The following is a 21885-nucleotide window of genomic DNA, read 5'->3' on the forward strand; positions in this document are numbered from 1 at the left end:
ACGCTCCGACAGCGAGGGCCCGGGAGGCGCGAGTTGCGCGCCTCCCGGGCCCTTTGCCTGCCCTTGACCTCCCGGTTCCCGGTCCTACGGAGCGTTCGACGTACCTTCATCTGCGGAGCGCTTCCGGCTTCCGCGGCCCCCTCCTAACCTGGCGCGGCGCCACTCTCTGTCCCCCGCCCCGGAGGTCCGTCGTGTCCGGCTGGTCCCTGTCCAGTCCCCGCCGCACTGTCACCGCACTCGCATCCGCCTGCGGCCTCGCCGCCGCCTCGCTCGGCCTGTGGGCCGCCCTCGGCGGCGCCGAGACCGCCCACGCCGCGGGCAGCGTGCCCAACCCCGACCACGTGGTCGTGGTGATGATGGAGAACCACGCCTACAACCAGGTCATCGGCAGCTCCAGCGCCCCGTACATCAACAACACGCTGAAGGCCGGCGGCGCCAGCCTCACGCAGTCGTACGGCGTCACGCACCCGAGCCAGCCCAACTACATGCAGATCTTCTCGGGCGGCAACCAGGGCGTCACCGACGACGGCTGCTACACCCCCGGCTTCAGCAAGGCCGCCAACCTCGCCTCCGAGCTGATCGCCGCGGGCAAGAGCTGGGCCAGCTACAACGAGACGCTGCCGAGCCAGGGCTCCACCACCTGCAGCAGCGGCGACTACGCGCGCAAGCACAACCCGTGGTTCGCCTTCAGCAACGTCCCGACGTCGACGGCGAAGACCTTCACGCAGTTCCCGACGGACTTCACCACGCTGCCGAAGGTCTCCTTCGTCACGCCGAACCTGTGCAGCGACATGCACGACTGCTCCGTCTCCACCGGCGACACCTGGGTGAAGAACAAGCTGGGCGCCTACGCCACCTGGGCCAAGACCCACAACAGCGTCCTCGTCGTCACCTTCGACGAGGACAACCGCCTGGCGGGCAACCGCATCCCGACGGTCCTGTACGGGCAGCCGGTCAGGGCCGGTTCGACCTCGGCGACGACCTACAACCACTACAACATGCTCCGCACGCTGGAGGACCTCGCCGGTCTCACCACGCACGCGGGCAACGCCGCCTCCGCCTCCGACATCACCGGCATCTGGGCGAGCTGAGCGTGTACGTCGCGGACAGCCGCGGCGCCGCCGGCAGCGAGGCCCGGGACGCGACGCGTCCCGGGCCTCGGGTCGCGGCCGCCGTCGCCCCCACGGTCCTCGTCCTCGGCACGGTCAGCCTCATCACCGACGTCTCGTCGGAGATGGTCACGGCCGTACTGCCGCTCTACCTCGTCGCCGGGCTCGGCCTGTCACCGCTCGGCTTCGGCCTGCTCGACGGCGTCTACAACGGCTTCAGCGCGCTGGTGCGGCTGGTCGGCGGCCACCTCGCCGACCGCGGCGGCGGCCGCCACAAGGCCGTCGCCGCCTTCGGCTACGGCCTGTCGGCGGTGTGCAAGCCGGCCCTGCTGCTGGTCCACAGCCTGCCGCTGATCGGCGCGGTCCTCGCCGTCGACCGCACCGGCAAGGGGCTGCGCACGGCGCCGCGCGACGCCCTGATCTCGCTCTCCTCCACGCCCGAGACGCGCGGGCGGGCCTTCGGCGTGCACCGCGCGATGGACACCGCCGGGGCGCTGCTCGGCCCGCTGGTCGCCTTCCTCATCCTGCGGCAGGCGGCCGACGGCTACGACGCGGTCTTCACGGTCAGCTTCTGCGTGGCCGCGGTGGGCGTGGTCGTGCTGCTGCTCTTCGTCCCCGGCGGCCGGATGAAGCCCGCCGCGGACCCGGCGGCCCCCGCGGCCGCCGCCGCACAGCCCTCGCTGCGCGCGTCGGTGGCACTGCTGCGGCGGCCGGACGTCCGGCGGCTGACGATCTGCGCCACCCTGCTCGGGCTGTCGACGGTCAGCGACTCCTTCGTCTACCTGCTGCTCCAGCACCGCCTCGGGGTGCCCGACCGGTGGTTCGCGCTGATGCCGCTGGGCACGGCGGCGGCCTTCCTGCTGCTCGCGATCCCGCTGGGGCGGCTCGCCGACCGGCTGGGGCGCTGGCGGATGTTCCTCGCCGGGCACGTGGCGCTGCTCGGCGCGTACGCCCTGCTGCTCGCGCACGGGCCCGCCGTCCTCGTGCTGCTGCTGCACGGCACCTTCTACGCCGCCACGGACGGCGTCCTGATGGCCGCCGCCTCCACCGCCGTGCCCGCCGAGCAGCGCGGCGCCGGGCTCGCCCTCATCCAGACCGGTCAGGCCGCGGCCCGCTTCGCCGCGTCCCTGGCCTTCGGCGCCGCCTGGACCGCCTGGGGCGACCGTACGGCCCTGACCTGCGCCGCCGTGGCCCTGGCCGGGTGCGCGGCCTGCGCGGTGTGGCTGCGCCCGGCAGCCCCGGCAGCCCCGCCGGCCCCGGCCTCCTGAACCCCACAGAAAGGCTGCGCATGGACAGCGCCCAGAGCGCCCCCCTCAGCAACCGGAACCGCCTGCTCGTGCTGCTTGCGGCGGTGGCGGTGCTGGCCGCCGTCGCGGCGGCGGCCGTGCTGCACGCCGCGGACCGGGCCGCCGAGAAGGACCGCCCCCAGGCGGGCGGTCCCGCCGTCACCGAGGGCAGCGTCTCGCTCGCGCCGGACGCGCCCCGCATGGTCTTCCGGAACATGGCCTGGGGACCGCACCGCGACGAGCTCGCCACGGTCCCCGCCGACGACCCCACCGGCGCCCGTACCGCCTCCGGCACCAAGTGCCTGCGCTTCTACGCGGCAGCCGGCACCGGCATCTGCCTCCAGGCCGTGCACGGCGCCGTCCAGGACTCCTACCGGGCGGTCGTGCTCGACGCGCACCTGAAGGAGCTGCGCCGCTACCCGCTGGCCGGCATCCCCACCCGGGCCCGGGTCTCCCCCAGCGGCCGCATGGTCGCCTGGACGGTCTTCGTCGGCGGCGACTCCTACGCCGGCACCAACTTCTCCACCCGCACCTCCGTCCTCGACACGCGCACCTGGGACCTGCGCCAGAACCTGGAGGACTTCTCGATCACCAAGGACGGCAAGCCCTACCACGCGGCCGACGTCAACTTCTGGGGCGTGACCTTCGCCGACGACGGGCACTTCTACGCCACCCTGGGCACCGCGGGCCGCACCTACCTGGTGCGCGGCGACGTCGCGGCCCGGAGCGTGCGCACCCTGCGCAGCAACGTGGAATGCCCCTCGATGTCCCCCGACGGCACCCGCCTGGTCTTCAAGAGGCGCGTCGCGGGCCTGTCCCCCGACGCCCCGTGGCGCCTGTACGTGCTGGACCTCGCCACAATGCGCGAGCGCCCGCTCGCGGAGGAGCGCAGCGTGGACGACCAGGTCGTCTGGCGGGACGACCGCACGATCGTCTACGCCCTCGCCGGCGACTTCGGCGCCGACCTGTGGACGGTGCCGGCCGACGGCACCGGGAAGGCGCGGCGGATGGCCACGGCCGCGCTGGCACCGGCCTACCTCGGGTGACGCCCGGCGGGCCCGGGATCAGGCGGCGACCACCCGCACGGGGAGCTCCGCCCAGCGGGTGACGCCCTCGCAGTCGGTGCGCATGCCGTAGCGGGCGGACAGTGCCTTGACGATGCCGAGCCCCCGGCCGTGCTCGTCCGGGTCGATGCCGCCGGGCGGCCCGCAGGGGTTGGCCGGCCCGGAGTCGGTCACCTCGATGTGCAGGGCGCTCAGACCGTCCAGCGCGGTCCACGACACCCGCAGGGTCGCGGGCCCCAGGGCGTGCACGATCGCGTTGGTGGTCAGCTCGGAGACCACCAGGAGCACGTCCTCGGCCAGCTCGGGGCAGAGGTTCCAGTCGGCCAGTACCGCGCGCACCCGCCGGCGCACGACGGACAGGGCGCCGGGGATGTGCGAGAGCGGGGCCACGTGCACGTCTTCACGCTGCGGCATCGTGTTCGGCTCCGCCGCCATGTGTCCTCCCTCCGAGGGGCCCGGCCGGGCGTGGGCACCCGGGCGTCGTGGGAACGGTATTGACAGACCCGGCGAAGGGCAATGAAACCGGGTCGGCATTACCGAACGCCGCAATCCGCCCGCCCCGGGGCCTCCGGGAGCGCGTCCGCTGCCGACCCGTAACAGCCGGGCTACGATCGATACATGGCCGGCCCGCTCCAGTCCATCGAACGGGCGGCGGCGATCCTGCGTCTGCTGGCCGGCGGCTCCCGCCGACTGGGACTCGGCGAGGTGGCGGCCTCGCTGGGACTGGCGAAGGGCACCGCCCACGGAATTCTGCGCACCCTCCAGCACGTCGACTTCGTCGAGCAGGACCCCGCGACCGGGAAGTACCAGCTCGGCGCCGCCCTGCTGCACCTGGGCAGCAGCTACCTGGACGTCAACGACCTGCGATCGCGCTCCATCAACTGGGCCGACGCCCTGGCCGCGCGCAGCGGCGAGGCGGTACGGCTGGGCACCCCCCTGGAGGGCCAGGTGCTCATCGTCCACCACGTCTTCCGCCCCGACGACAGCCTGCAGACCCTCGACATGGGGGTACTGCTGCCGCTGCACGCCTCCGCCCTCGGCAAGGTGCTGATGGCGTTCGGGGCCAGCCCCGTGGAAGCGGCGGTCGCCGCCGGGCTGGAGGCGTACACCCGGCACACCCTGACCGACCCCGACGACCTCCAGCGCGCCCTCACCGAGGTCCGCGAGCAGGGCTGGGGCGCGGAGGTGCAGGAGATGTCGATGGGCGAGGCGAGCGTCGCGGCACCCATCCGGGGGCACGGCGGGCTGGTGGTGGGCGCGATCGGGGTCTCCGGCCCCGTCGAGCGGATCTGCGACTCCAAGGGCCGGCCGCAACCGGCCATGGTCACCCTGCTCCGGGAGGCGGCACGGGCGATCTCCAGAGACCTGGGCGCGGCCCGCTGGTAGCAGGTCGCCCAGCTGGCCCCGAACGCATCGGAAGGCAGGCCCCCGACATGGTTGAACGGTATGTGTTGTCCATCGACCAGGGCACCACCTCCACCCGATGCATCCTGTTCGACCATCGCGGCCGCCTGGTGGCGGTCGCCCAGCGCGAGCACCAGCAGCACTTCCCCAAGCCCGGGTGGGTGGAGCACGACGCCCTGGAGATCTGGCGCAACCTCCAGCGCGTGGTCCCGCAGGCACTGTCCGAGGCCGGCATCACCCCCGAGGAGGTCGCCGCCATCGGGATCGCGAACCAGCGGGAGACCGCCGTCGTGTGGGACCGCGCCACCGGCACCCCGCTGAGCCGGGCCATCGTCTGGCAGGACACCCGCACCGGCCCCCTCGTCGACGAGCTGCTGCGGGACCCCGGGGCGGAATTCTTCATGGAACGGTGCTGCCTGCCGCCCTCCACCTACTTCTCCGCCCCCCGGCTGCGCTGGCTCTTCGAGCACTCCCCCGGACTGCGGGAACGCGCCGCGAACGGCGAGGTGCTCTTCGGGACGATGGAGACCTGGCTGCTGTGGAACCTCACCGGCGGCCCGGACGGCGGCCTGCACATCACCGACGTCACCAACGCCAGCCGCACCATGCTGATGAGCTTCCGCTCGCTGGCCTGGGACGACGAGCTGCTGGACTTCTTCGGCGTGCCCCGCGCGATGCTCCCGGAGATCCGCGCCTCGGCCGAGGTCTACGGCGAGGCCAAGGCCGTGCTCCCCGGAGTCCGCCTGGCCGCCGCCCTCGGCGACCAGCAGGCCGCCCTGTTCGGGCAGACCTGCTTCTCCCCCGGCGAGGCGAAGTGCACGTACGGCACCGGCAGCTTCCTGCTGCTCAACACCGGCGACCGGCTCGTGCGCTCGAACCACGGGCTGATCACCACCATCGCGTACAAGATCGACGGACAGCCCGCGGTCTACGCGCTGGAGGGCCCGATCGCCGTCACGGGCTCGCTCGTCCAGTGGTTCCGGGACCGCCTCGGCCTGATCAACAGCGCGCCGGAGATCGAGACGCTGGCCCGCACGGTCGAGGACAACGGCGGCTGCTACATCGTCCCCGCCTTCTCCGGGCTCTTCGCCCCGCACTGGCGCAGCGACGCCCGCGGCGTCATCGTCGGCCTCACCTCCTACATCACCAAGGGCCACCTGGCCCGCGCCGTCCTGGAGGCCACGGGCTGGCAGACCCGCGAGGTCGTCGACGCGATGAACGCCGACTCCTCGATCGCCCTGAAGGAACTCAAGGTCGACGGCGGCATGACCGCCGACAACCTCCTCATGCAGTTCCTCGCCGACGTCCTCGACGTCCCCGTGGTGCGCCCCATGGTCGCCGAGACCGTCTCCCTCGGCGCCGCCTACGCCGCCGGCCTCGCCGCCGGCTACTGGCCCGACCTGAAGGTCCTGCGCCGCAACTGGCACCGCGCGGCCCAGTGGCTGCCCGCGATGGAACCCGCGGAACGCGAGGCCGAGTACGACTGCTGGAAACGCGCCGTCGAACGCTCCATCGGCTGGATCCGCCCCCCAAAGGCTCCCTGACCGGGCGCCGCCGTGCGGGTGCGCCAGCGGGCCACTCGGGCGGCCGGTCAGCAGCGCGGGCCGTCCCCGGCGGCGCCCCTGGTTATTTGAGGAGCCGGAAGCCCGGCCGCGCTGCCCACGCACGCAGGAACTCCGCTGTGGCGAACGCGGTCGGCCACGCATCGTCCGTCATCGCCAGCACACCGGGAAGGCCCGCCACGACGGGCATCTGGCCGTCCCACAGCTCGACACCGGCCACGCCCCCGACCACGTCCATGATGGAAGCCGTCAACAAGGCCGTGGCGACGTGATCGATCCGGTCGTTGCACCCGGCCATGACGTTCACGGCATGCGTGGGGCGGAACCCGACGAGTGGTTCCAGATCAGGCCCGTCCTCATGCTCGGCTTCGAAGGTCTCCTCGTCCCCGATGCCGGGCCCCATCACGGACACCAGGAAAGGCCGGCGCAAGTCGGCCTCCCCGGGCTCCACAGGGCCCATACGGTCCGCGAAGACGTTGACGTCGTAGAAGCCGGGACGCCGCTCCTCGAACCAGGCCGAGATACCCGCCAGCATGTCGCGGAGTCGTCCGACCACCGCGGCGGAGGGCACCGCGGGCAACTCGATCACCAACACCGGGCCGGCAACGGCGCGATCCTAGCCCCCACCGCGTCAGCGGTCCGGCGCATGTGGGAACACGGTCCAGGGTCTGACAGACGCGGCACCGAACGGGTTGAGCCGCATCAGGCTCAACGGTCGCCCAGGGCAAGCGTGTTCGTTCGTCCTTCACCTGTCCGTCGTCGTGGGTTGCGGCCGGACGCGCAGGCTTGCGCGATGCGCACAAGGCTCAGGGGGGCCCTTGATCGCGCCGCGGGCACGGACATCGTGCTCCGCGACACGGGGGGAACGATGGTTCATGGGGGCGGTCGGCAACCGACGGCACCGGCTGGCACCGGCCCGGCGCCGGGACGCCGAGCGCGCATGAACAGGCGAGCCCGCCTCAGGTCCGCAACCGCCGCCCCGGGCACTGAGCAACCGCTCCACCGACGGCCCGCACTCACCCACACCGACCAGGAGACTCCGCCATGCCCGGCTCGCTTCCGGCATTTCTCGCACGCCTGAGAGTCGTCACCGCTCTCACCCTTCTGACCGGCCTCCTGTTCGGCGCCGCCCCCGCAACCGCCGCGACGTACGTGCCGATCTCGGGAGCCGGGTCAACCTGGAGCCAGAACGCGCTGGACCAGTGGCGGGCCGATGTCCGGCAGTCGGACCTGATAATGAATTACATCGGCACGGGCTCGTCGGACGGCCGCAACCAGTTCCGCAACAGCACGGTGGACTTCGCCGTCTCCGAGATCCCCTACGGCTTGACGGACTCCGGCGTCGTCGACGTGCCGCCGACGCGCAGTTTCGCCTACATGCCGATCACGGCCGGTGGCACGTCCTTCATGTACAACCTCACCATCGACGGGAAGCGGGTCACCGGCCTGCGGCTGTCCGGCGAGGTCATCGCCAGGATCTTCACCGGGCGGATCACGAACTGGAACGACCCCGCCATCAAGGCGGACAACCCCGCGATCGCCTCCAAGCTGCCCGACCGCCCCGTCGTCCCGGTGGTGCGCGCCGACAACTCGGGCACCACGGCGCAGTTCAGCACCTGGATGAGCAAGCAGTACCCGTCCCTGTGGGACGACTACTGCGGCCGGGCCGGCCGCAGCACCCCCTGCGGGACGACCTCGAACTACCCCACCGTGGCGGGCAGCGGCTTCGTCGCCCAGGCGGGCTCGAACGGCGTCGCCGGCTACGTCGCGCACCAGGGCAACATCGGCACCATCACGTACGTCGAGTACTCGTACGCGAAGTACACCACCGGCTTCCCGGTCGCCAAGGTGCTCAACAAGGCCGGGTACTACGTCGAGCCCACGGCGCCGAACGTCTCGGTGGCGCTGCTGAACGCGCGGATCAACCTGGACATGACGCAGAACCTCGACGGCGTCTACAACGACACCGACCCGCGTGCCTATCCGCTCTCCAGCTACAGCTACATGATCGTCCCGACCAGGCTGGAGTCGAACTTCACCGCCCAGAAGGGCAAGACCCTGGGCGCCTTCGCCTACTACGCGCTCTGCAAGGGCCAGAGCCACGTGGACAGCCTGGGGTACGCGCCGCTGCCCATCAACCTCGTGCAAGCGGGTATGACCCAGATCCGCAAGGTCCCCGGCGTCAACGTCGAGAGCATCGACATCAGCACCTGCCAGAACCCCACGTTCTCCACCGACGGCACCAACACCCTCGCCCAGACGGCCCCTTACCCGTCCGTCTGCGACCGCCTGGGCAGCAGTCCCTCGTGCGAGGACACCGGCCTCGACGACGCGACGCAGTTCATCACGACGACCCTCCAACCCGGGACGTTGGTGATGTCCGTCGCGGGCTACCCGCACGTGGAACTGCCGAACCCGCTGCTCGGTGAGTCGGGTGAGTACCTGCACACCTCGGGCCGGATGACCCCGGTCACCGTCACCGACACCCGCCCCGGCAACATCGGCTGGACGGCCACGGCCCAGGCCGGCGACTTCACGGACCCGGCCGGCCACACCATCGACGCCGGCCACCTGACCTGGACCCCCAGCGTCGCCAACCGCGGCAACGTCCACACGGTCACCGCGGGCGACCCGATCCCCCTCGGCGACGGCACCGGCCTGAGGGACGCCCGGACCCTGGCCACCGGCACCGGCCCCGGCACCGCGGACCTCGGCGCCGAACTCCACCTGGACGCCCCCACCACCACCCTGCCCGGCACGTACACCGCGGTCCTCACACTGACCGTCATCTGACCTGCCCGGCCCAGGGCCTTCGCCCCGGAACGAGAGCGTGAGCGCGGCCACCCCGCGCTCACGCCTCCTCGTACGGCCCCGCCGGCAGCGCGACCCGCAATCGCTGTCAGCCGGCCGTGTCACTCCGGACTGCCCCGGCTGTCGGCGGGCGACGCGAACGGAAAGCGCGCCACACCAGGCGGAGTTCGCTGAGAACCCCGAGCGCGGGCACGAGGGCCCACCAGACCGACCCACCCTGCCGGTACTGGGAGACTCCCACGCTCAGGACCAGGAGAGCCACCACCAGCCCGGCGCAGGAACTGATCCTGTCCACCAGGGGATCGTCTCCGAAACGACGCTTCATGATCTCTCCAGCGGTGCACAGGGCTTCAGCACATCCTGGCAGTACACCCCAGCAGGCCGACGACCGGGACACCAGGGAAGCCCCCGGGTGGCACAGGGCGAAACAAGTCGACGCCGGGCCGGCAGCTTCGCGCTGCCGGCCCGGATCGCGTCGTACCTGGCCCGCGGCTAGAGGTTCGGGAGGTTCTTGCGGAGCTCGAACGCCGTGACCTCGGAGCGGTACTCCTCCCACTCCTGCTTCTTGTTGCGGAGGAAGAAGTCGAAGACGTGCTCACCGAGCGTCTCGGCGACCAGTTCGCTGCGCTCCATGAGGTGGATGGCCTCACCGAGGTTCTGCGGCAGCGGCTCGATGCCGAGGGCGCGGCGCTCGGCGTCGGACAGGGCCCAGACGTCGTCGTCGGCGCCCGGGGGGAGCTCGATGCCCTGCTCGATGCCCTTGAGGCCGGCCGCGAGGAGCACGGCGTAGGCGAGGTAGGGGTTGGCGCCGGAGTCGAGGGAGCGGACCTCGACGCGGGTGGAGCCGGTCTTGCCGGGCTTGTACATGGGCACGCGGATCAGCGCGGAGCGGTTGTTGTGGCCCCAGCAGATGTACGAGGGGGCCTCGCCGCCGGCGCCCGCGGTGCGGTTGGCGCCGCCCCAGATGCGCTTGTACGAGTTGACCCACTGGTTGGTGACCGCGGAGATCTCGCCGGCGTACTTCAGCAGGCCGGCGATGAAGGAGCGGCCGACCTTGGAGAGCTGGTACTCGGCACCGGACTCGTGGAAGGCGTTGCGGTCGCCCTCGAAGAGGGACAGGTGGGTGTGCATGCCGGAGCCGGGGTGCTCGCTGAAGGGCTTGGGCATGAAGGTGGCGTTCACGCCCTGCTCCAGCGCGACCTGCTTCATGACCAGCCGGAAGGTCATGATGTTGTCGGCGGTGGACAGCGCGTCCGCGTAGCGCAGGTCGATCTCCTGCTGGCCGGGGGCGCCCTCGTGGTGGGAGAACTCCACCGAGATGCCCATGGACTCCAGCATGGTGATCGCCTGGCGGCGGAAGTCCTGGCCCACGTTCTGCGGCGTGTGGTCGAAGTAGCCGGAGTTGTCCGCCGGGACCGGCACGGTGCCGTCCAGCGGAAGGTTCTTCAGCAGGAAGAACTCGATCTCGGGGTGCGTGTAGAAGGTGAACCCCAGGTCGGAGGCCTTGGCCAGGGATCGCTTGAGGACGAAGCGCGGGTCCGCGTACGACGGCGAGCCGTCGGGCATGAGGATGTCGCAGAACATCCGGGCGGTGCCGGGCGCCTCGGCGCGCCACGGCAGGATCTGGAAGCTGCCGGGGTCCGGTTTGGCGATCATGTCGGACTCGTAGACCCGGGCGAAGCCCTCGATCGCGGAGCCGTCGAAGCCGATGCCCTCGTCGAAGGCCTGCTCCAGTTCCGCCGGCGCGACGGCCACGGACTTCAGATAGCCCAGCACGTCCGTGAACCAAAGCCGCACAAAGCGGATGTCCCGCTCCTCAAGGGTGCGGAGAACGAACTCCTGCTGCTTGTCCATAGCTACATCCTTGCAGGTCATACGGCCTGTGCACCACAGCCAAGGGCATGGCGGGAGCACGTCAGTATCACCCGCCGCGGTTTCCACAAGATTACGCATCCGTCGCGCCGCTACGACAGTCGGGAAAGCACGGACGTGGCTTGCGCCACACAGCCGCGCTCTCCTACATCGCGTCGGTTTGACGATTACACTGGGCGCCGTGCCTCAACTACGCCTCGCTCTGAATCAGATCGACTCCACGGTGGGCGACCTCGCCGGCAACGCGGAGTCGGTGGTGCGCTGGACCCGGCACGCGGCCGAACAGGGAGCCCACCTCGTGGCGTTCCCGGAGATGGCGCTGACCGGGTATCCCGTCGAGGACCTCGTGCTGCGCTCCTCCTTCGTCGAAGCCAGCCGGACCGCCCTGGAGCAGCTCGCGGCCCGCCTGGCCGCCGAGGGCTTCGGGGACCTGCCGGTGGTCGTCGGCTACCTCGACCGCAGTGAGAAGGCCCAGCCGCGGTACGGCCAGCCGGCCGGCTCGCCCCGCAACGCCGCCGCCGTGCTGCACGGCGGCAAGGTCGTGCTGAAGTTCGCCAAGCACCACCTGCCCAACTACGGCGTCTTCGACGAGTTCCGCTACTTCGTGCCCGGCGACACCCTGCCGGTCGTCCGCGTGCACGGGATCGACGTCGCCCTCGCCATCTGCGAGGACCTGTGGCAGGACGGCGGCCGCGTGCCCGCCGCCCGCACCGCGGGAGCCGGGCTGCTGGTCGCGATCAACGCCTCCCCGTACGAGGTCGCCAAGGACGACACCCGGCTGGAGCTGGTGCGCAAGCGGGCCCAGGAGGCCGGCTGCACCCTCGCCTACGGTGCGATGATCGGCGGCCAGGACGAGCTGGTCTTCGACGGCGACTCCATCGTCGTCTCCGCCTCCGGCGACGTCATCGGCCGCGCCCCGCAGTTCGAGGAGGGCTGCGTCCTGCTCGACCTCGACCTGCCGGCCGCCGACCCCGCCAAGGTGCCCAGCGGCATCGTGGACGACGGGCTGGAGATCGAGCACGTCACGCTCTCCGCCGAGCCGCTCCCGGCGTACGAGCCGGAGGTCCGCGGCGAGGAGGCGGCCCGGCTCGGCGACGACGAGGAGATCTACACCGCGCTCGTGGTCGGCCTGCGCGCCTACGTCGCCAAGAACGGCTTCCGCTCCGTCCTCATCGGGCTCTCCGGCGGCATCGACTCCGCCCTCGTCGCCGCCATCGCGTGCGACGCCGTCGGGGCGGCCAACGTCTACGGCGTCTCCATGCCGTCCCGGTACTCCTCGGACCACTCCAAGGACGACGCGGCCGAGCTCGCCCGGCGCACCGGGCTCAACTTCCGCACCGTCCCCATCGCCCCGATGTTCGACGCGTACATGGGCGCCCTCGGGCTCACCGGCCTCGCCGAGGAGAACCTCCAGTCCCGCCTGCGCGGCACGATGCTCATGGCCATCTCCAACCAGGAGGGGCACATCGTGCTCGCCCCGGGCAACAAGAGCGAGCTCGCGGTCGGCTACTCCACCCTGTACGGCGACTCCGTCGGCGCGTACGGGCCCATCAAGGACGTCTACAAGACCACCGTCTTCCGCCTCGCGCAGTGGCGGAACCGCGCCGCGGCGGAGCGCGGCCAGACCCCGCCCATCCCCGAGAACTCCATCGCCAAGCCCCCCAGCGCGGAACTGCGGCCGGGGCAGGTCGACACGGACTCCCTGCCGGACTACGACGTCCTGGACCGGATGCTGGCGATGTACGTCGACCAGGACCAGGGACGCGACGCGATCGTCGCCGCCGGGTTCGACGCGGAACTCGTCGCCAAGGTGCTGCGGATGGTGGACACGGCGGAGTACAAGCGGCGGCAATACCCGCCGGGGACGAAGATCTCGGCGAAGGGGTTCGGCAAGGACCGGCGGCTCCCGATCACGAACCGCTGGCGCGAACACGCCTGACGCTTCGCGTCCGGACCGGGTTCTTTCCCCGCCCGCCCTCCCGTGTGCCCTGTGAAGTCAGTTGCCCCGGCGCACGTTGTTGGGGTGTCGGGTGCGGGGCCTCCGGGGCTGGCCATTCTGGACAGCACATTTCGGTGCCTCGGGCACTGTCCGCTGCGCGCCCGGGGTCATGCACCCAAATATGCTCCACAGTCCAGAACACCCACCCCTCCACCCCCGCCCCCTCAGGTCTCGTCACGCGCCTGATCCCCGGAGGGGGGGTGTAGGGGGCGGCCGTGCTCCGGGCCACCGTCGGCGCAGCGCAGTCGGTTGCGGGAGAGCGATCACCCGGCAGCCGGGGACAGCAAAAGTGCGTTCTGCGGATACGACAGAACCGCGGCACCCTGACGTGCGCAAACGCCGACCCCGTCGCCCGGATTTCTCGTGCGGCGGGCGCAGGCGCGTTGTGGCCGAGAAGCGCAGCGCCCAGTGGCTGGCGGAAGGGTAGGGGGCGCAGATCGACCATCGGCGGTCGTACAACAGGCGCCGAGCCGACGACCGGTCCGAGCACGGTGCCGTCTCTACCCCCCACCGGGGATCAGGCGCGATACGAGACCTGAGGGGGCGGGGTCGTAGGGGTGGGTGTTCTGGACTGTGGAGCATATTTGGGTGCGTGACCCGGGGTGCTCAATGGGAAGCACCTGAGGCACCGAAATGTGCTGTCCAGAATGGCCAGCCCCGGAGGCCCCGAACCCGACCCCCAACGAAACGCGCGTCGGGGCGCCCAGACCTTGCCGGGTACACGGGCGGGAGGGCGGGGAAAAAACCCAGGCGGCCAGGCGCTAGCCGACCCGCTCGGGCGCCGCCCCCCGCACCACCCCCGCCGCCACGACCCGCGACCCGGACACCCCGCCACGCCGCTCCAGCAGCGCAGCCGCCCCCGCTATCGCGACGCCGAACACGGCGAGCCCCGCCCCCGCCACCGCGGGCGCGACATAGCCCAGGCCGCGGGCGATGACGAACCCGCCGAGCCACGCGCCGCCCGCGTTGGCGAGGTTGAACGCCGCCTGGTTCGCGGCGGAGGCGAGGCCGGGGGCCTGCCGGGCCTTGTCCATGACGAGCATCATCAGGGGCGAGCCCGCGGCGAACGCCGCGATCCCGAGGAGGACGACGGTGAGCGCGGCGCTCCACTGCGCGTGCGCGGTCACCGTGAAAAGGAGCAGGACGACCGCGAGCGCGCCGAGGCTGCCGAGCAGGGCGGGCCGCAGGGCCCGGTCGGCGAGGCGGCCGCCGAGCAGGTTGCCTATGGTGGCGCCGACACCGAAGAGCGCGAGCACGATCGTGACACTGCTCTCGCCGAAGCCGGCGACCTTGGTGAGCAGCGGCGTGACGTAGCTGTAGACCGTGAAGACCGCGGCGAAGCCGAAGATCGTGGTGGCGAGTGCCAGCCAGACCTGTCCGTTGCGGAAGACCGAGAGTTCGTGCCGCAGTCCGCCGCCCGGCGTCATGGGCAGGCGCGGGACGAGGAGCGCGATGCTGGCCATGGCGAGGAGGCCGATCACTCCGACGGTGAGGAACGTGGCCCGCCATCCCAGGTGCTGGCCCATGAGCGTGGCCGCGGGGACGCCCACGATGTTGGCGACGGTGAGCCCGGCGATCATGAGGGAGACCGCGCGGGCCCTGCGGGCCGGGTCGACCATGCCGGCGGCCACGACCGCGCCGGCGCCGAAGAAGGCACCGTGCGGGAGCCCGGCGACGATGCGCCCGGCGAGCAGCCAGCCGAAGCCGGGGGCGAGCGCGGAGAGGGTGTTGCCGACCGTGAACAGGCCCATGAGCATGATGAGCAGGGCCTTGCGCGGCATGCGCGTGGTGAGGGCGGCGAGCGCGGGCGCGCCGATGACGACGCCGAGGGCGTAGCCGGAGACGAGGTAGCCGGCGGTCGGGATGGAGGTGTGCAGGTCGTCCGCGACGTTGGGCAGCAGGCCCATCATCACGAACTCCGTCGTGCCGATGCCGAATGCGCTGATCGCCAGTGCGAGCAGGGCGAGAGGCATGAGTGACCCTTCCGGGGAGGTGGGAGGCGGGGAGCCCCATTAGTTTATCTTCGGAACAAACTCTCCCCGACCATTCTTCCCGTGGCGTCACCCACAGACGAACGGCACGTTAAACCCGCTTACTGCGAGAGAGCCACTTTCGCGGCCACCGGCCGGTGGTCGCTGTCGGTCGCCGGCAGCACCCAGGAGTCGGTGGGTTCCGCGCCCCTGACGAGGATCTGGTCGATCCGCGCCATCGGGAAGTCGGCGGGCCAGCTGAAGCCGAACCCGTGGCCGGCGGCGCCCTGCGTGGAGCGCATCTGCGAGGTGATGTTGGCGAGCGCGCGGTCGTTCATGGTCCCGTTGAGGTCGCCCATGAGGATCACGTCGGGCATCTTCTCCCCGGCGATGGCCTCGCCGAGGTCGTCGGCGCTGTGGTCCCGCTCCCCGGCCGTGAAGCCCGCGTTGAACTTGACCCGCACCGAGGGCAGGTGGGCCACGTAGACCGCGGCCTTCCCGTCCGGTGTGGTGATCGCGGCCCGCATGGCGCGGACCCAGCCGAGCCCGATGTCGACCGGGCGCACGCCGGTGAGCGGGTACTTGCTCCACAACCCGACCGTGCCCTGCACCGAGTGGTACGGGTAGGCGGCCTTGAGGCCGTGCTCGTACGAGGGCGCCTGACCGACGGCGATCTCCTCCAGGGCGATCACGTCGGCGCCGGAGGCGATGAGGTCGCGGGCGGTGCCGGCCGGGTCGGGGTTGTCGGCGTTGACGTTGTGCGTCAGCACGGTCAGATCGCCGCCGCCGGTGTGCTTGTCGGAGAGCAGGCCGCCGAAGAAGTTGGCCCAGACCAGCACCGGCACCAGGAGTGCGATCAGCGCGGTCGCCGAGCGCCGCAGCAGCGCGATCACGAGCAGGACCGGGATCGCCAGGCCGACCCACGGCAGGAAGGTCTCGGTCAGGCTGCCCACGTTGCCGATCCGGTTGGGCAGGGCACCGTGAAAGCCCATCACCAGGGCCGTGAGGACCGCCAGTACGGCGGTGATGATGCCGCGCCGCCACATGCCGTCCCTGAACTTCCCGATCCAGCGCCTGAGTCGTCCCGCCGCGCCGGACCCGCGTCGCGGCTCTCCGCCGCCGTCGGTGGTCACGTTCGCGTCGTACGCCTGGGCCATGGGGGAAGTCCTCACTGTCTTGCGAAGTGCTCAGTCGACCATAGGGGATCGACACAAGGAGGACGGGGCGCGCCGGACGGCGGGTTCCCGCGAAGGGTGGCGGGAGGCCGCCTGTGACACAACGGGCACATTCCCCCCGTTACCGCCCGCTCAGGGCGCGCCACGCACGGCACGCACCCCGCCCAGCACCGAGTCCACGATCTGCTCGGACAGTCCGTCCGGGAGCGAGGCCTCCGGGCGGAGCATCACGCGGGAGAGCATAGGCCCGACGAAGAGGTCGCTGAGAAGTTCCAGGTCCACGTCGTCGCGCAGTTCGCCCTCGCGGATACCGCGCGCCAGCACCTCGGCGACCTGCCGGCGGCGGGTGACGATGACGGTGTCGTGGTAGGCGGCCCACAGCTCGGGCACGTTCTGGAACTGGGCGAGGACGTTGCGCATGAGCGCGGACGACCGCTTGACCAGGGCGCGGCGCCGTATGAACTCCACGCAGGTCACCAGGTCGTCGCGGACCGAGACGCCGGCGAGTTCGGGCGCCTCCTCGTCGACGGAGCGCAGGACGTCCAGCATGAGGGCGTCCTTGCCGGGCCAGCGCCGGTAGACGGTGGCCTTGCCGACGCCCGCGGCGCGGGCGATGCCCTCCATGGACAGCCCGCCGATGGTGGCGCCCTCCTCGATGAGCCGCAGGACGGCCTCGACGATCGCCGAGTCGGCCTCCGCGCTGCGCGGACGCCCGCGCGGGCACCGGGGCCGTCCGGCCTCGGAGTCCTCCCGCGCGGGCGTCACCGGCAACGTCATCGGCCCACCTCCACCGGACGGGCCTCACGCTCCCCGCCGCCCGCGGGCCGCGCCGCGGCGCCCTTGCGCGGCAGGAAGAGCAGCACGACGACCATCCCGAGCAGGGCGACGGCGGTCGAGGCCAGCGCGGTGACGTGGATGGCGTGGATGAAGGCGTCGGTGGCGGGGGCGATCAGCGCCTTGCCCGCGGGCCCCATGTGCTCGGCGACGGCCCGGGTGGCCTCGATGGACTCGCCGGCCTGGTGCTGCACGCCGGCGGGGAGGCCGGTCAGATGGTCCTTGATGCCGTCACGGTAGACCGTGGACATCACCGAGCCGAGGACTGCCACGCCGAGGGCGCCGCCGACCTGCCGGAAGGTGTTGTTGACGGCCGAGCCCGAACCGGCCTTCTCGCGCGGCAGCGAGGACATGATGGCGACGGTCGCCGGCGGCATGACGTGCGCCATCGCCGTGCCCATCAGGAAGAACAGCACCTCGAGGATCCAGATCGGGCTGTCGGAGTCCAGCAGCTGGAAGCCGAGGAAGGACAGCGCGATCAGCCCGAGGCCGGCGCCGCAGGTCGCCCGGGCGCCGACGCGGTCGACGACGAGCCGGGCCCGTGGCGCGAAGATCAGCTGGGCGACGGCGAGCGGGAGCAGCAGCAGGCCTGACTCCAGGGCGCTGTAGCCGCGCACGCTCTGCATGTAGAAGACCATGAAGAACGTCACGCCCATGAGCGCGAAGAAGACCAGGCCGATCGCGGAGACCGAGGCCGAGAAGGTCGGGTTGCGGAAGTACGCCACGTCGAAGGCGGGGTGGGTGCTGCGCGCCTCGAACCAGACGAACGCGCCCAGGATCACCAGGCCGCCGACGATGGTCGTCCAGGCCGCGGGGGCGCCGAAGTCGGCCAGCTGGCCGCCCTTGATGATGCCGTACACCAGCAGCACGAGGCCGACGATGGACAACAGCACACCGATGGGGTCGAGCCGGCCCGGCCGCGGGTCGCGGGAGTCGGGGACGAGCAGCACCATCGCCACCAGCGCGACCAGGATGATCGGCACGTTCACCAGGAAGACCGAGCCCCACCAGAAGTGCTGGAGCAGCAGGCCGCCGGTGACCGGTCCGATGGCGATGCCCAGGCCCACGGCGCCGGTCCAGATGCCGATCGCCTTGGGCTGCTCCTCGCGCTCGAAGACATTGATGATGATGGCGAGGGTGGCGGGCATGACGAACGCGCCGCCGAAGCCCATGACGGCGCGGAAGGCGATCAGTTCCCCGGAGGAGCCGGCGAAGGCCGACAGCACCGATCCGATGCCGAAGGCGACCATGCCGAAGAGCAGCACCTTCTTGCGGCCGATCCGGTCGCCGAGCAGACCGGCGGTGAAGAGCAGACCAGCGAAGACCAGCGTGTAGGAGTTGATCGCCCACTCCAGCTGGCTCTGGGTGGCACCCAGTCCGGTCGGGGCGGGCTCGGCGATGGTCTTCATCGCCACGTTGAGGATCGAGTTGTCCAGCACCACCACGAGGAGGCTGAGCAACAGGACGCTGAGTATCGCCCAGCGGCGGCGGTGAACCGCCTCCGGGACGCTGAGGGGCCGGATCTGCGGCACGTCGGCGGACATGGTCCCACGCTAGACCCGAGTTTCGATACGAGACCGTCTCGTATTGTAAAACCTCGGCAAAGCGGCGGGACCGGAGTCCCCCTTTGCGCGGACGGCAGGTCGTGTCAGCATGGAAACGGTCCGGGGACGCCGTCAGGGCGCCTCGAGATGAACACAAGGAGCGTTGCGATGACGCACGCCGTTTCGGCCGCCCAGCCGCCCGCCCCGTCCGCACCCGACAGCAGCAAGGCGCTGTACGGGGGCAAGGGGACCCGCCGCATCACGGTCCGGGACATCGCCGCCGCCAAGGAGCGCGGCGAGAAGTGGCCCATGCTCACCGCCTACGACGCGATGACCGCCTCCGTCTTCGACGAGGCCGGCATCCCCGTCCTGCTGGTCGGCGACTCCATGGGCAACTGCCACCTCGGCTACGACAGCACCGTCCCGGTCACGCTGGACGAGATGACGATGCTCGCCGCCGCCGTCGTGCGCGGCACCAAGCGCGCGATGGTGATCGGCGACCTGCCCTTCGGCTCGTACCAGGAGGGCCCGACGCAGGCGCTGCGCAGCGCCACCCGCCTGCTGAAGGAGGCCGGCGTCGGCGCCGTGAAGCTGGAGGGCGGCGAGCGCTCCGCCCACCAGATCGAGCTGCTGGTCCAGGCCGGCATCCCCGTGATGGCCCACATCGGCCTCACCCCGCAGTCCGTCAACGCCTTCGGCGGCTACACCGTGCAGGGCCGCGGCGAGGAGGCGGCCCAGCAGCTGCTGCGCGACGCCAAGGCCGTGCAGGACGCGGGCGCCTTCGCCGTTGTCCTGGAGCTGGTCCCGGCCGAGCTGGCCGCGGAGGTCACCCGCAGCCTGCACATTCCGACCGTCGGCATCGGCGCGGGCGCGGAGTGCGACGCCCAGGTGCTGGTGTGGACCGACATGGCGGGGATGACGGGCGGCCACGTGCCGCGCTTCGTCAAGCAGTACGCCGCCCTGCGCGAGACGCTCGGCGGCGCCGCGAAGGCCTTCGCGGAGGACGTGGCCGGCGGGGCCTACCCCGCCGCGGAACACAGCTTCCACTGAGGTCTCCCGCCGGGGACGTCCTGCGAGGTCCGGCCCCCCGAAGACCCTCCTGAGCGGCGGTGCGCCCTGCCGCCTGCTTCCGCCCCGGGAATCCCCCTCCCCGGGGCGGAAGTTTTTTCCGGGACGGTTGAGTACACCCGGGCCCCCGCGCGTATGAGTGGGCAGCCGCCCACCAGGGGGCGGCGGAGCACCGACCAGGAATGCCGGGGGCACAGGCATGAGCCTTGACAAGCTGCACCGATCAGTGATCGCGGGGGCCTTCGCCGCCACGATGCTGATCGCTGCCACCGCCTGCAACGCGAGCGGCGGCAGCGGTCCCCCGGTGGACGCGGTCCTTCCCCAGCCCTCCGCCACACAGCAGGCGGCGGGACTGCGGACCGTGGACAACGCCCAGCTGGGCACGCTCGTCACCGACAACCAGGGGTGGGTCCTCTACCGCTTCGACCAGGACAGGAACGTCCCGCCGACGGCGACCTGCGCCGGCCCGTGCGCGACCCGGTGGCTGCCGGCCGCCGCGGTCTCGGACACCCAGGTGCAGGGCGTCGACCAGAACCTGGTCGGCAGCGTCAAGCGTCCCGACGGATCCCTCCAGCTCACGCTGAACGGCTGGCCGCTCTACCGCTTCACGGGCGACAAGAACCCGGGCGACACCAGGGGCCAGGGCGTGGACCGGGTCTGGTTCGCGGCCGACATCCAAGGCGAGAAGGCCGTGCCCGGCGCACGGCCGAAGAGCGCCACCACCCAGAACGGGTCAGACGGATACTGATGGGACAGCAGGCATTGCGAGGACTCGACCCGCAGCGATCAGTAGGGCAGGATGCGCTCGTGGCCGACCATCGCTCAGGTGGGGTCCCCGAAGAGGACCTCATGCGGGCGCTCTACCGCGAACACGCGGGCGCTCTCTTCGCATACGTCCTTCGGCTGGTCGGCGGTGACCGCTACCTCGCCGAGGACGTCGTGCAGGAAACCCTCCTGCGCGCATGGAAGAGCGCCTCGCGGCTCGACCCGGGCGCCCGGTCATTGCGGCCCTGGTTGGTGACGGTCGCCCGACGGATCGTGATAGACGGCCACCGCAGCCGTCAGGCACGGCCCCCGGAGGCCTCCCCGGCCGCCCTCGACCAGCTCCCGGCCGAGGACGAACTCGAACGCTCCCTGAGGCTGATGACGATCTCCGACGCACTGGAAGATCTCACCGAGGCCCACCGCCAGGTGCTGATCGAAACGTACTTCAAGGGCCGGACGGTCAACGAGGCCGCGGCGGCGCTGGGGGTACCGCCCGGCACCGTGCGCTCGCGGGTCTTCTATGCCCTCCGCTCACTGAAAATCGCTCTTGAGGAAAGGGGTGTGACCACCTCGTGACGGTCTACGGTTACGGTTCCGGGGCAGGTACGCCTCACGACCCGCACGTCGACGTCGGGGCCTACGTCCTCGGCGTCCTCGACGACGCCGACATGGCGCGCTTCGAGGAGCACCTGGCCATCTGCCACCAGTGCGGGCAGCAGCTCGACGAGCTGAGCGGGCTGGTGCCCGTGCTCGCCGAACTCGCCCCCGCCGGCGCCGGCGCACCGCTGCCGCCCAGCGGCGACGCGGTCCTCGGCAAGCTGCTCGGCAAGGTCTCCGACGAGCGCAAGACCCGCGCCCGGCGCAGGATGTTCGCGCTCGCCGCCTCGGTCGCCCTGATCATCGGCGGCCCGACGGTCGCGGTGCTGGCCTCCGGCGGTTCGGACTCCCCGGCGGCGCACACCTACGCCCAGGAGTTCAAGAGCTCCGACACCGCCACGGGCGTCAAGGCCACGGTCGGCGTCAACGAGAAGAAGTGGGGCAGCGAGGTCGGCCTCAACCTCTCCGGCGTCCAGGGCCCGCTCACCTGCCGCCTCGTCGCCATCGGCAAGGACGGCTCGCAGCAGACCGTCTCCACCTGGAGCGTCCCGACGGCGGGTTACGGCACCTCCGCCCAGCCGCAGCCGCTGACGCTCGACGGGTCGGCGGGGATGCAGCCGGACGACATCGCGCGCTTCGACGTCATCACGGCGCAGGGGCAGCGGCTGGTGTCGGTGAACGTCTGAGCCCTGCGGGGCCGGAAGAGCCGAGGGGGGACGCGCGATGCGCGCGCCGCCGCCGCGGCCAGTCCGGCAGGACCGTCTGCGTCCACACCCACGCGAGGACGTCCGCGGCACGCTCCGCCAGATCCGGCCGGCGCAGCAG

General features: G+C 71.5%; 18 protein-coding genes. 11 read left to right on the forward strand and 7 right to left on the reverse strand.

Features of this window, described 5'->3' with window-relative positions; genetic code table 11:
* The first annotated feature begins 191 nt into the window (after positions 1–191).
* From ABZ883_RS30050 to ABZ883_RS30060, 3 genes are all read left to right on the forward strand, one after another.
* Positions 192–1091, forward strand: coding sequence for an alkaline phosphatase family protein (locus tag ABZ883_RS30050; protein WP_360911576.1), 900 nt, complete (start codon positions 192–194; stop codon positions 1089–1091).
* A 122-nt stretch (positions 1092–1213) separates the two neighbouring features.
* On the forward strand, positions 1214–2377 hold the full coding sequence (locus ABZ883_RS30055) for an MFS transporter (RefSeq protein WP_360911628.1): 1164 nt from the start codon (positions 1214–1216) through the stop codon (positions 2375–2377).
* Positions 2378–2397: 20 nt separating this feature from the next.
* Complete coding sequence (locus tag ABZ883_RS30060; RefSeq protein ID WP_360911578.1) at positions 2398–3441, forward strand: TolB-like translocation protein; 1044 nt, start codon at positions 2398–2400, stop codon at positions 3439–3441.
* A gap of 18 nt (positions 3442–3459) precedes the next feature.
* On the opposite strand, the gene ABZ883_RS30065 is transcribed toward ABZ883_RS30060, so the two are convergent.
* Positions 3460–3894, reverse strand: a complete 435-nt coding sequence (locus ABZ883_RS30065) for an ATP-binding protein (protein ID WP_360911580.1) — start codon at positions 3892–3894, stop codon at positions 3460–3462.
* A gap of 183 nt (positions 3895–4077) precedes the next feature.
* Here ABZ883_RS30065 and ABZ883_RS30070 point away from each other — a divergent pair, with 183 nt between their 5' ends.
* Positions 4078–4845: an IclR family transcriptional regulator gene (locus ABZ883_RS30070; RefSeq protein WP_360911581.1), complete on the forward strand. Its 768-nt coding sequence runs from the start codon at positions 4078–4080 to the stop codon at positions 4843–4845.
* Positions 4846–4892: 47 nt separating this feature from the next.
* Positions 4893–6407, forward strand: a complete 1515-nt coding sequence (gene glpK, locus ABZ883_RS30075) for a glycerol kinase GlpK (RefSeq protein ID WP_360911583.1) — start codon at positions 4893–4895, stop codon at positions 6405–6407.
* Between the two features lie 82 nt (positions 6408–6489).
* On the opposite strand, the gene ABZ883_RS30080 is transcribed toward glpK, so the two are convergent.
* Positions 6490–7020, reverse strand: a complete 531-nt coding sequence (locus tag ABZ883_RS30080) for a DUF6368 family protein (protein WP_360911585.1) — start codon at positions 7018–7020, stop codon at positions 6490–6492.
* A 449-nt stretch (positions 7021–7469) separates the two neighbouring features.
* On the opposite strand from ABZ883_RS30080, the gene pstS reads away from it, so the two are divergent.
* A complete protein-coding gene (pstS, locus tag ABZ883_RS30085; RefSeq protein WP_360911587.1) occupies positions 7470–9218 on the forward strand; it encodes a phosphate ABC transporter substrate-binding protein PstS in 1749 nt (582 codons plus the stop codon).
* A 510-nt stretch (positions 9219–9728) separates the two neighbouring features.
* Here pstS and ABZ883_RS30090 read toward each other — a convergent pair.
* On the reverse strand, positions 9729–11090 hold the full coding sequence (locus ABZ883_RS30090; RefSeq protein ID WP_360911589.1) for a glutamine synthetase family protein: 1362 nt from the start codon (positions 11088–11090) through the stop codon (positions 9729–9731).
* A 199-nt stretch (positions 11091–11289) separates the two neighbouring features.
* On the opposite strand from ABZ883_RS30090, the gene ABZ883_RS30095 reads away from it, so the two are divergent.
* On the forward strand, positions 11290–13047 hold the full coding sequence (locus tag ABZ883_RS30095; RefSeq protein ID WP_360911591.1) for an NAD+ synthase: 1758 nt from the start codon (positions 11290–11292) through the stop codon (positions 13045–13047).
* 821 nt (positions 13048–13868) lie between these two features.
* Here ABZ883_RS30095 and ABZ883_RS30100 read toward each other — a convergent pair.
* The 4 genes from ABZ883_RS30100 to ABZ883_RS30115 form a co-directional block, all read right to left on the reverse strand.
* Positions 13869–15080, reverse strand: coding sequence for an MFS transporter (locus tag ABZ883_RS30100; RefSeq protein WP_360911593.1), 1212 nt, complete (start codon positions 15078–15080; stop codon positions 13869–13871).
* 119 nt (positions 15081–15199) lie between these two features.
* A complete protein-coding gene (locus tag ABZ883_RS30105) occupies positions 15200–16234 on the reverse strand; it encodes an endonuclease/exonuclease/phosphatase family protein (protein ID WP_360911595.1) in 1035 nt (344 codons plus the stop codon).
* Positions 16235–16384: 150 nt separating this feature from the next.
* Complete coding sequence (locus ABZ883_RS30110; protein ID WP_360911596.1) at positions 16385–17029, reverse strand: TetR/AcrR family transcriptional regulator; 645 nt, start codon at positions 17027–17029, stop codon at positions 16385–16387.
* Positions 17026–18630, reverse strand: a complete 1605-nt coding sequence (locus tag ABZ883_RS30115) for a DHA2 family efflux MFS transporter permease subunit (protein ID WP_360911598.1) — start codon at positions 18628–18630, stop codon at positions 17026–17028. Before ABZ883_RS30115 ends, ABZ883_RS30110 begins: the two co-directional genes overlap by 4 nt.
* A gap of 168 nt (positions 18631–18798) precedes the next feature.
* Here ABZ883_RS30115 and panB point away from each other — a divergent pair, with 168 nt between their 5' ends.
* The 4 genes from panB (at position 18799) to ABZ883_RS30135 (ending at position 21746) form a co-directional block, all read left to right on the forward strand.
* Positions 18799–19680: a 3-methyl-2-oxobutanoate hydroxymethyltransferase gene (panB, locus tag ABZ883_RS30120; protein WP_360911600.1), complete on the forward strand. Its 882-nt coding sequence runs from the start codon at positions 18799–18801 to the stop codon at positions 19678–19680.
* A 217-nt stretch (positions 19681–19897) separates the two neighbouring features.
* Positions 19898–20446 carry a hypothetical protein gene (locus ABZ883_RS30125; RefSeq protein WP_360911602.1) on the forward strand — a complete coding sequence of 183 codons (549 nt, stop codon included), beginning with the start codon at positions 19898–19900 and terminating at the stop codon, positions 20444–20446.
* 59 nt (positions 20447–20505) lie between these two features.
* Entirely contained in the window at positions 20506–21039 is a 534-nt protein-coding gene (locus ABZ883_RS30130; protein WP_360911604.1) for a sigma-70 family RNA polymerase sigma factor, read from the forward strand.
* Entirely contained in the window at positions 21036–21746 is a 711-nt protein-coding gene (locus tag ABZ883_RS30135) for a zf-HC2 domain-containing protein (protein ID WP_360911606.1), read from the forward strand. Before ABZ883_RS30130 ends, ABZ883_RS30135 begins: the two co-directional genes overlap by 4 nt.
* Positions 21747–21885: the final 139 nt, after the last annotated feature.

The sequence above is a fragment of the Streptomyces sp. NPDC046977 genome (genome assembly GCF_040644455.1).
Taxonomy (GTDB): Bacteria; Actinomycetota; Actinomycetes; order Streptomycetales; family Streptomycetaceae; genus Actinacidiphila.

Bases quoted from the DNA above. Each gene is read 5' to 3' on its own strand.
- ABZ883_RS30060 (WP_360911578.1), top strand. From the start codon at position 2,398: ATGGACAGCGCCCAGAGCGCCCCCCTCAGCAACCGGAACCGCCTGCTC.
- ABZ883_RS30065 (WP_360911580.1), bottom strand. From the start codon at position 3,894: ATGGCGGCGGAGCCGAACACGATGCCGCAGCGTGAAGACGTGCACGTG.
- ABZ883_RS30070 (WP_360911581.1), top strand. From the start codon at position 4,078: ATGGCCGGCCCGCTCCAGTCCATCGAACGGGCGGCGGCGATCCTGCGT.
- glpK (WP_360911583.1), top strand. From the start codon at position 4,893: ATGGTTGAACGGTATGTGTTGTCCATCGACCAGGGCACCACCTCCACC.
- pstS (WP_360911587.1), top strand. From the start codon at position 7,470: ATGCCCGGCTCGCTTCCGGCATTTCTCGCACGCCTGAGAGTCGTCACC.
- ABZ883_RS30090 (WP_360911589.1), bottom strand. From the start codon at position 11,090: ATGGACAAGCAGCAGGAGTTCGTTCTCCGCACCCTTGAGGAGCGGGAC.
- ABZ883_RS30100 (WP_360911593.1), bottom strand. From the start codon at position 15,080: ATGCCTCTCGCCCTGCTCGCACTGGCGATCAGCGCATTCGGCATCGGC.
- ABZ883_RS30105 (WP_360911595.1), bottom strand. From the start codon at position 16,234: ATGGCCCAGGCGTACGACGCGAACGTGACCACCGACGGCGGCGGAGAG.
- ABZ883_RS30110 (WP_360911596.1), bottom strand. From the start codon at position 17,029: ATGACGTTGCCGGTGACGCCCGCGCGGGAGGACTCCGAGGCCGGACGG.
- ABZ883_RS30115 (WP_360911598.1), bottom strand. From the start codon at position 18,630: ATGTCCGCCGACGTGCCGCAGATCCGGCCCCTCAGCGTCCCGGAGGCG.
- panB (WP_360911600.1), top strand. From the start codon at position 18,799: ATGACGCACGCCGTTTCGGCCGCCCAGCCGCCCGCCCCGTCCGCACCC.
- ABZ883_RS30125 (WP_360911602.1), top strand. From the start codon at position 19,898: ATGAGCCTTGACAAGCTGCACCGATCAGTGATCGCGGGGGCCTTCGCC.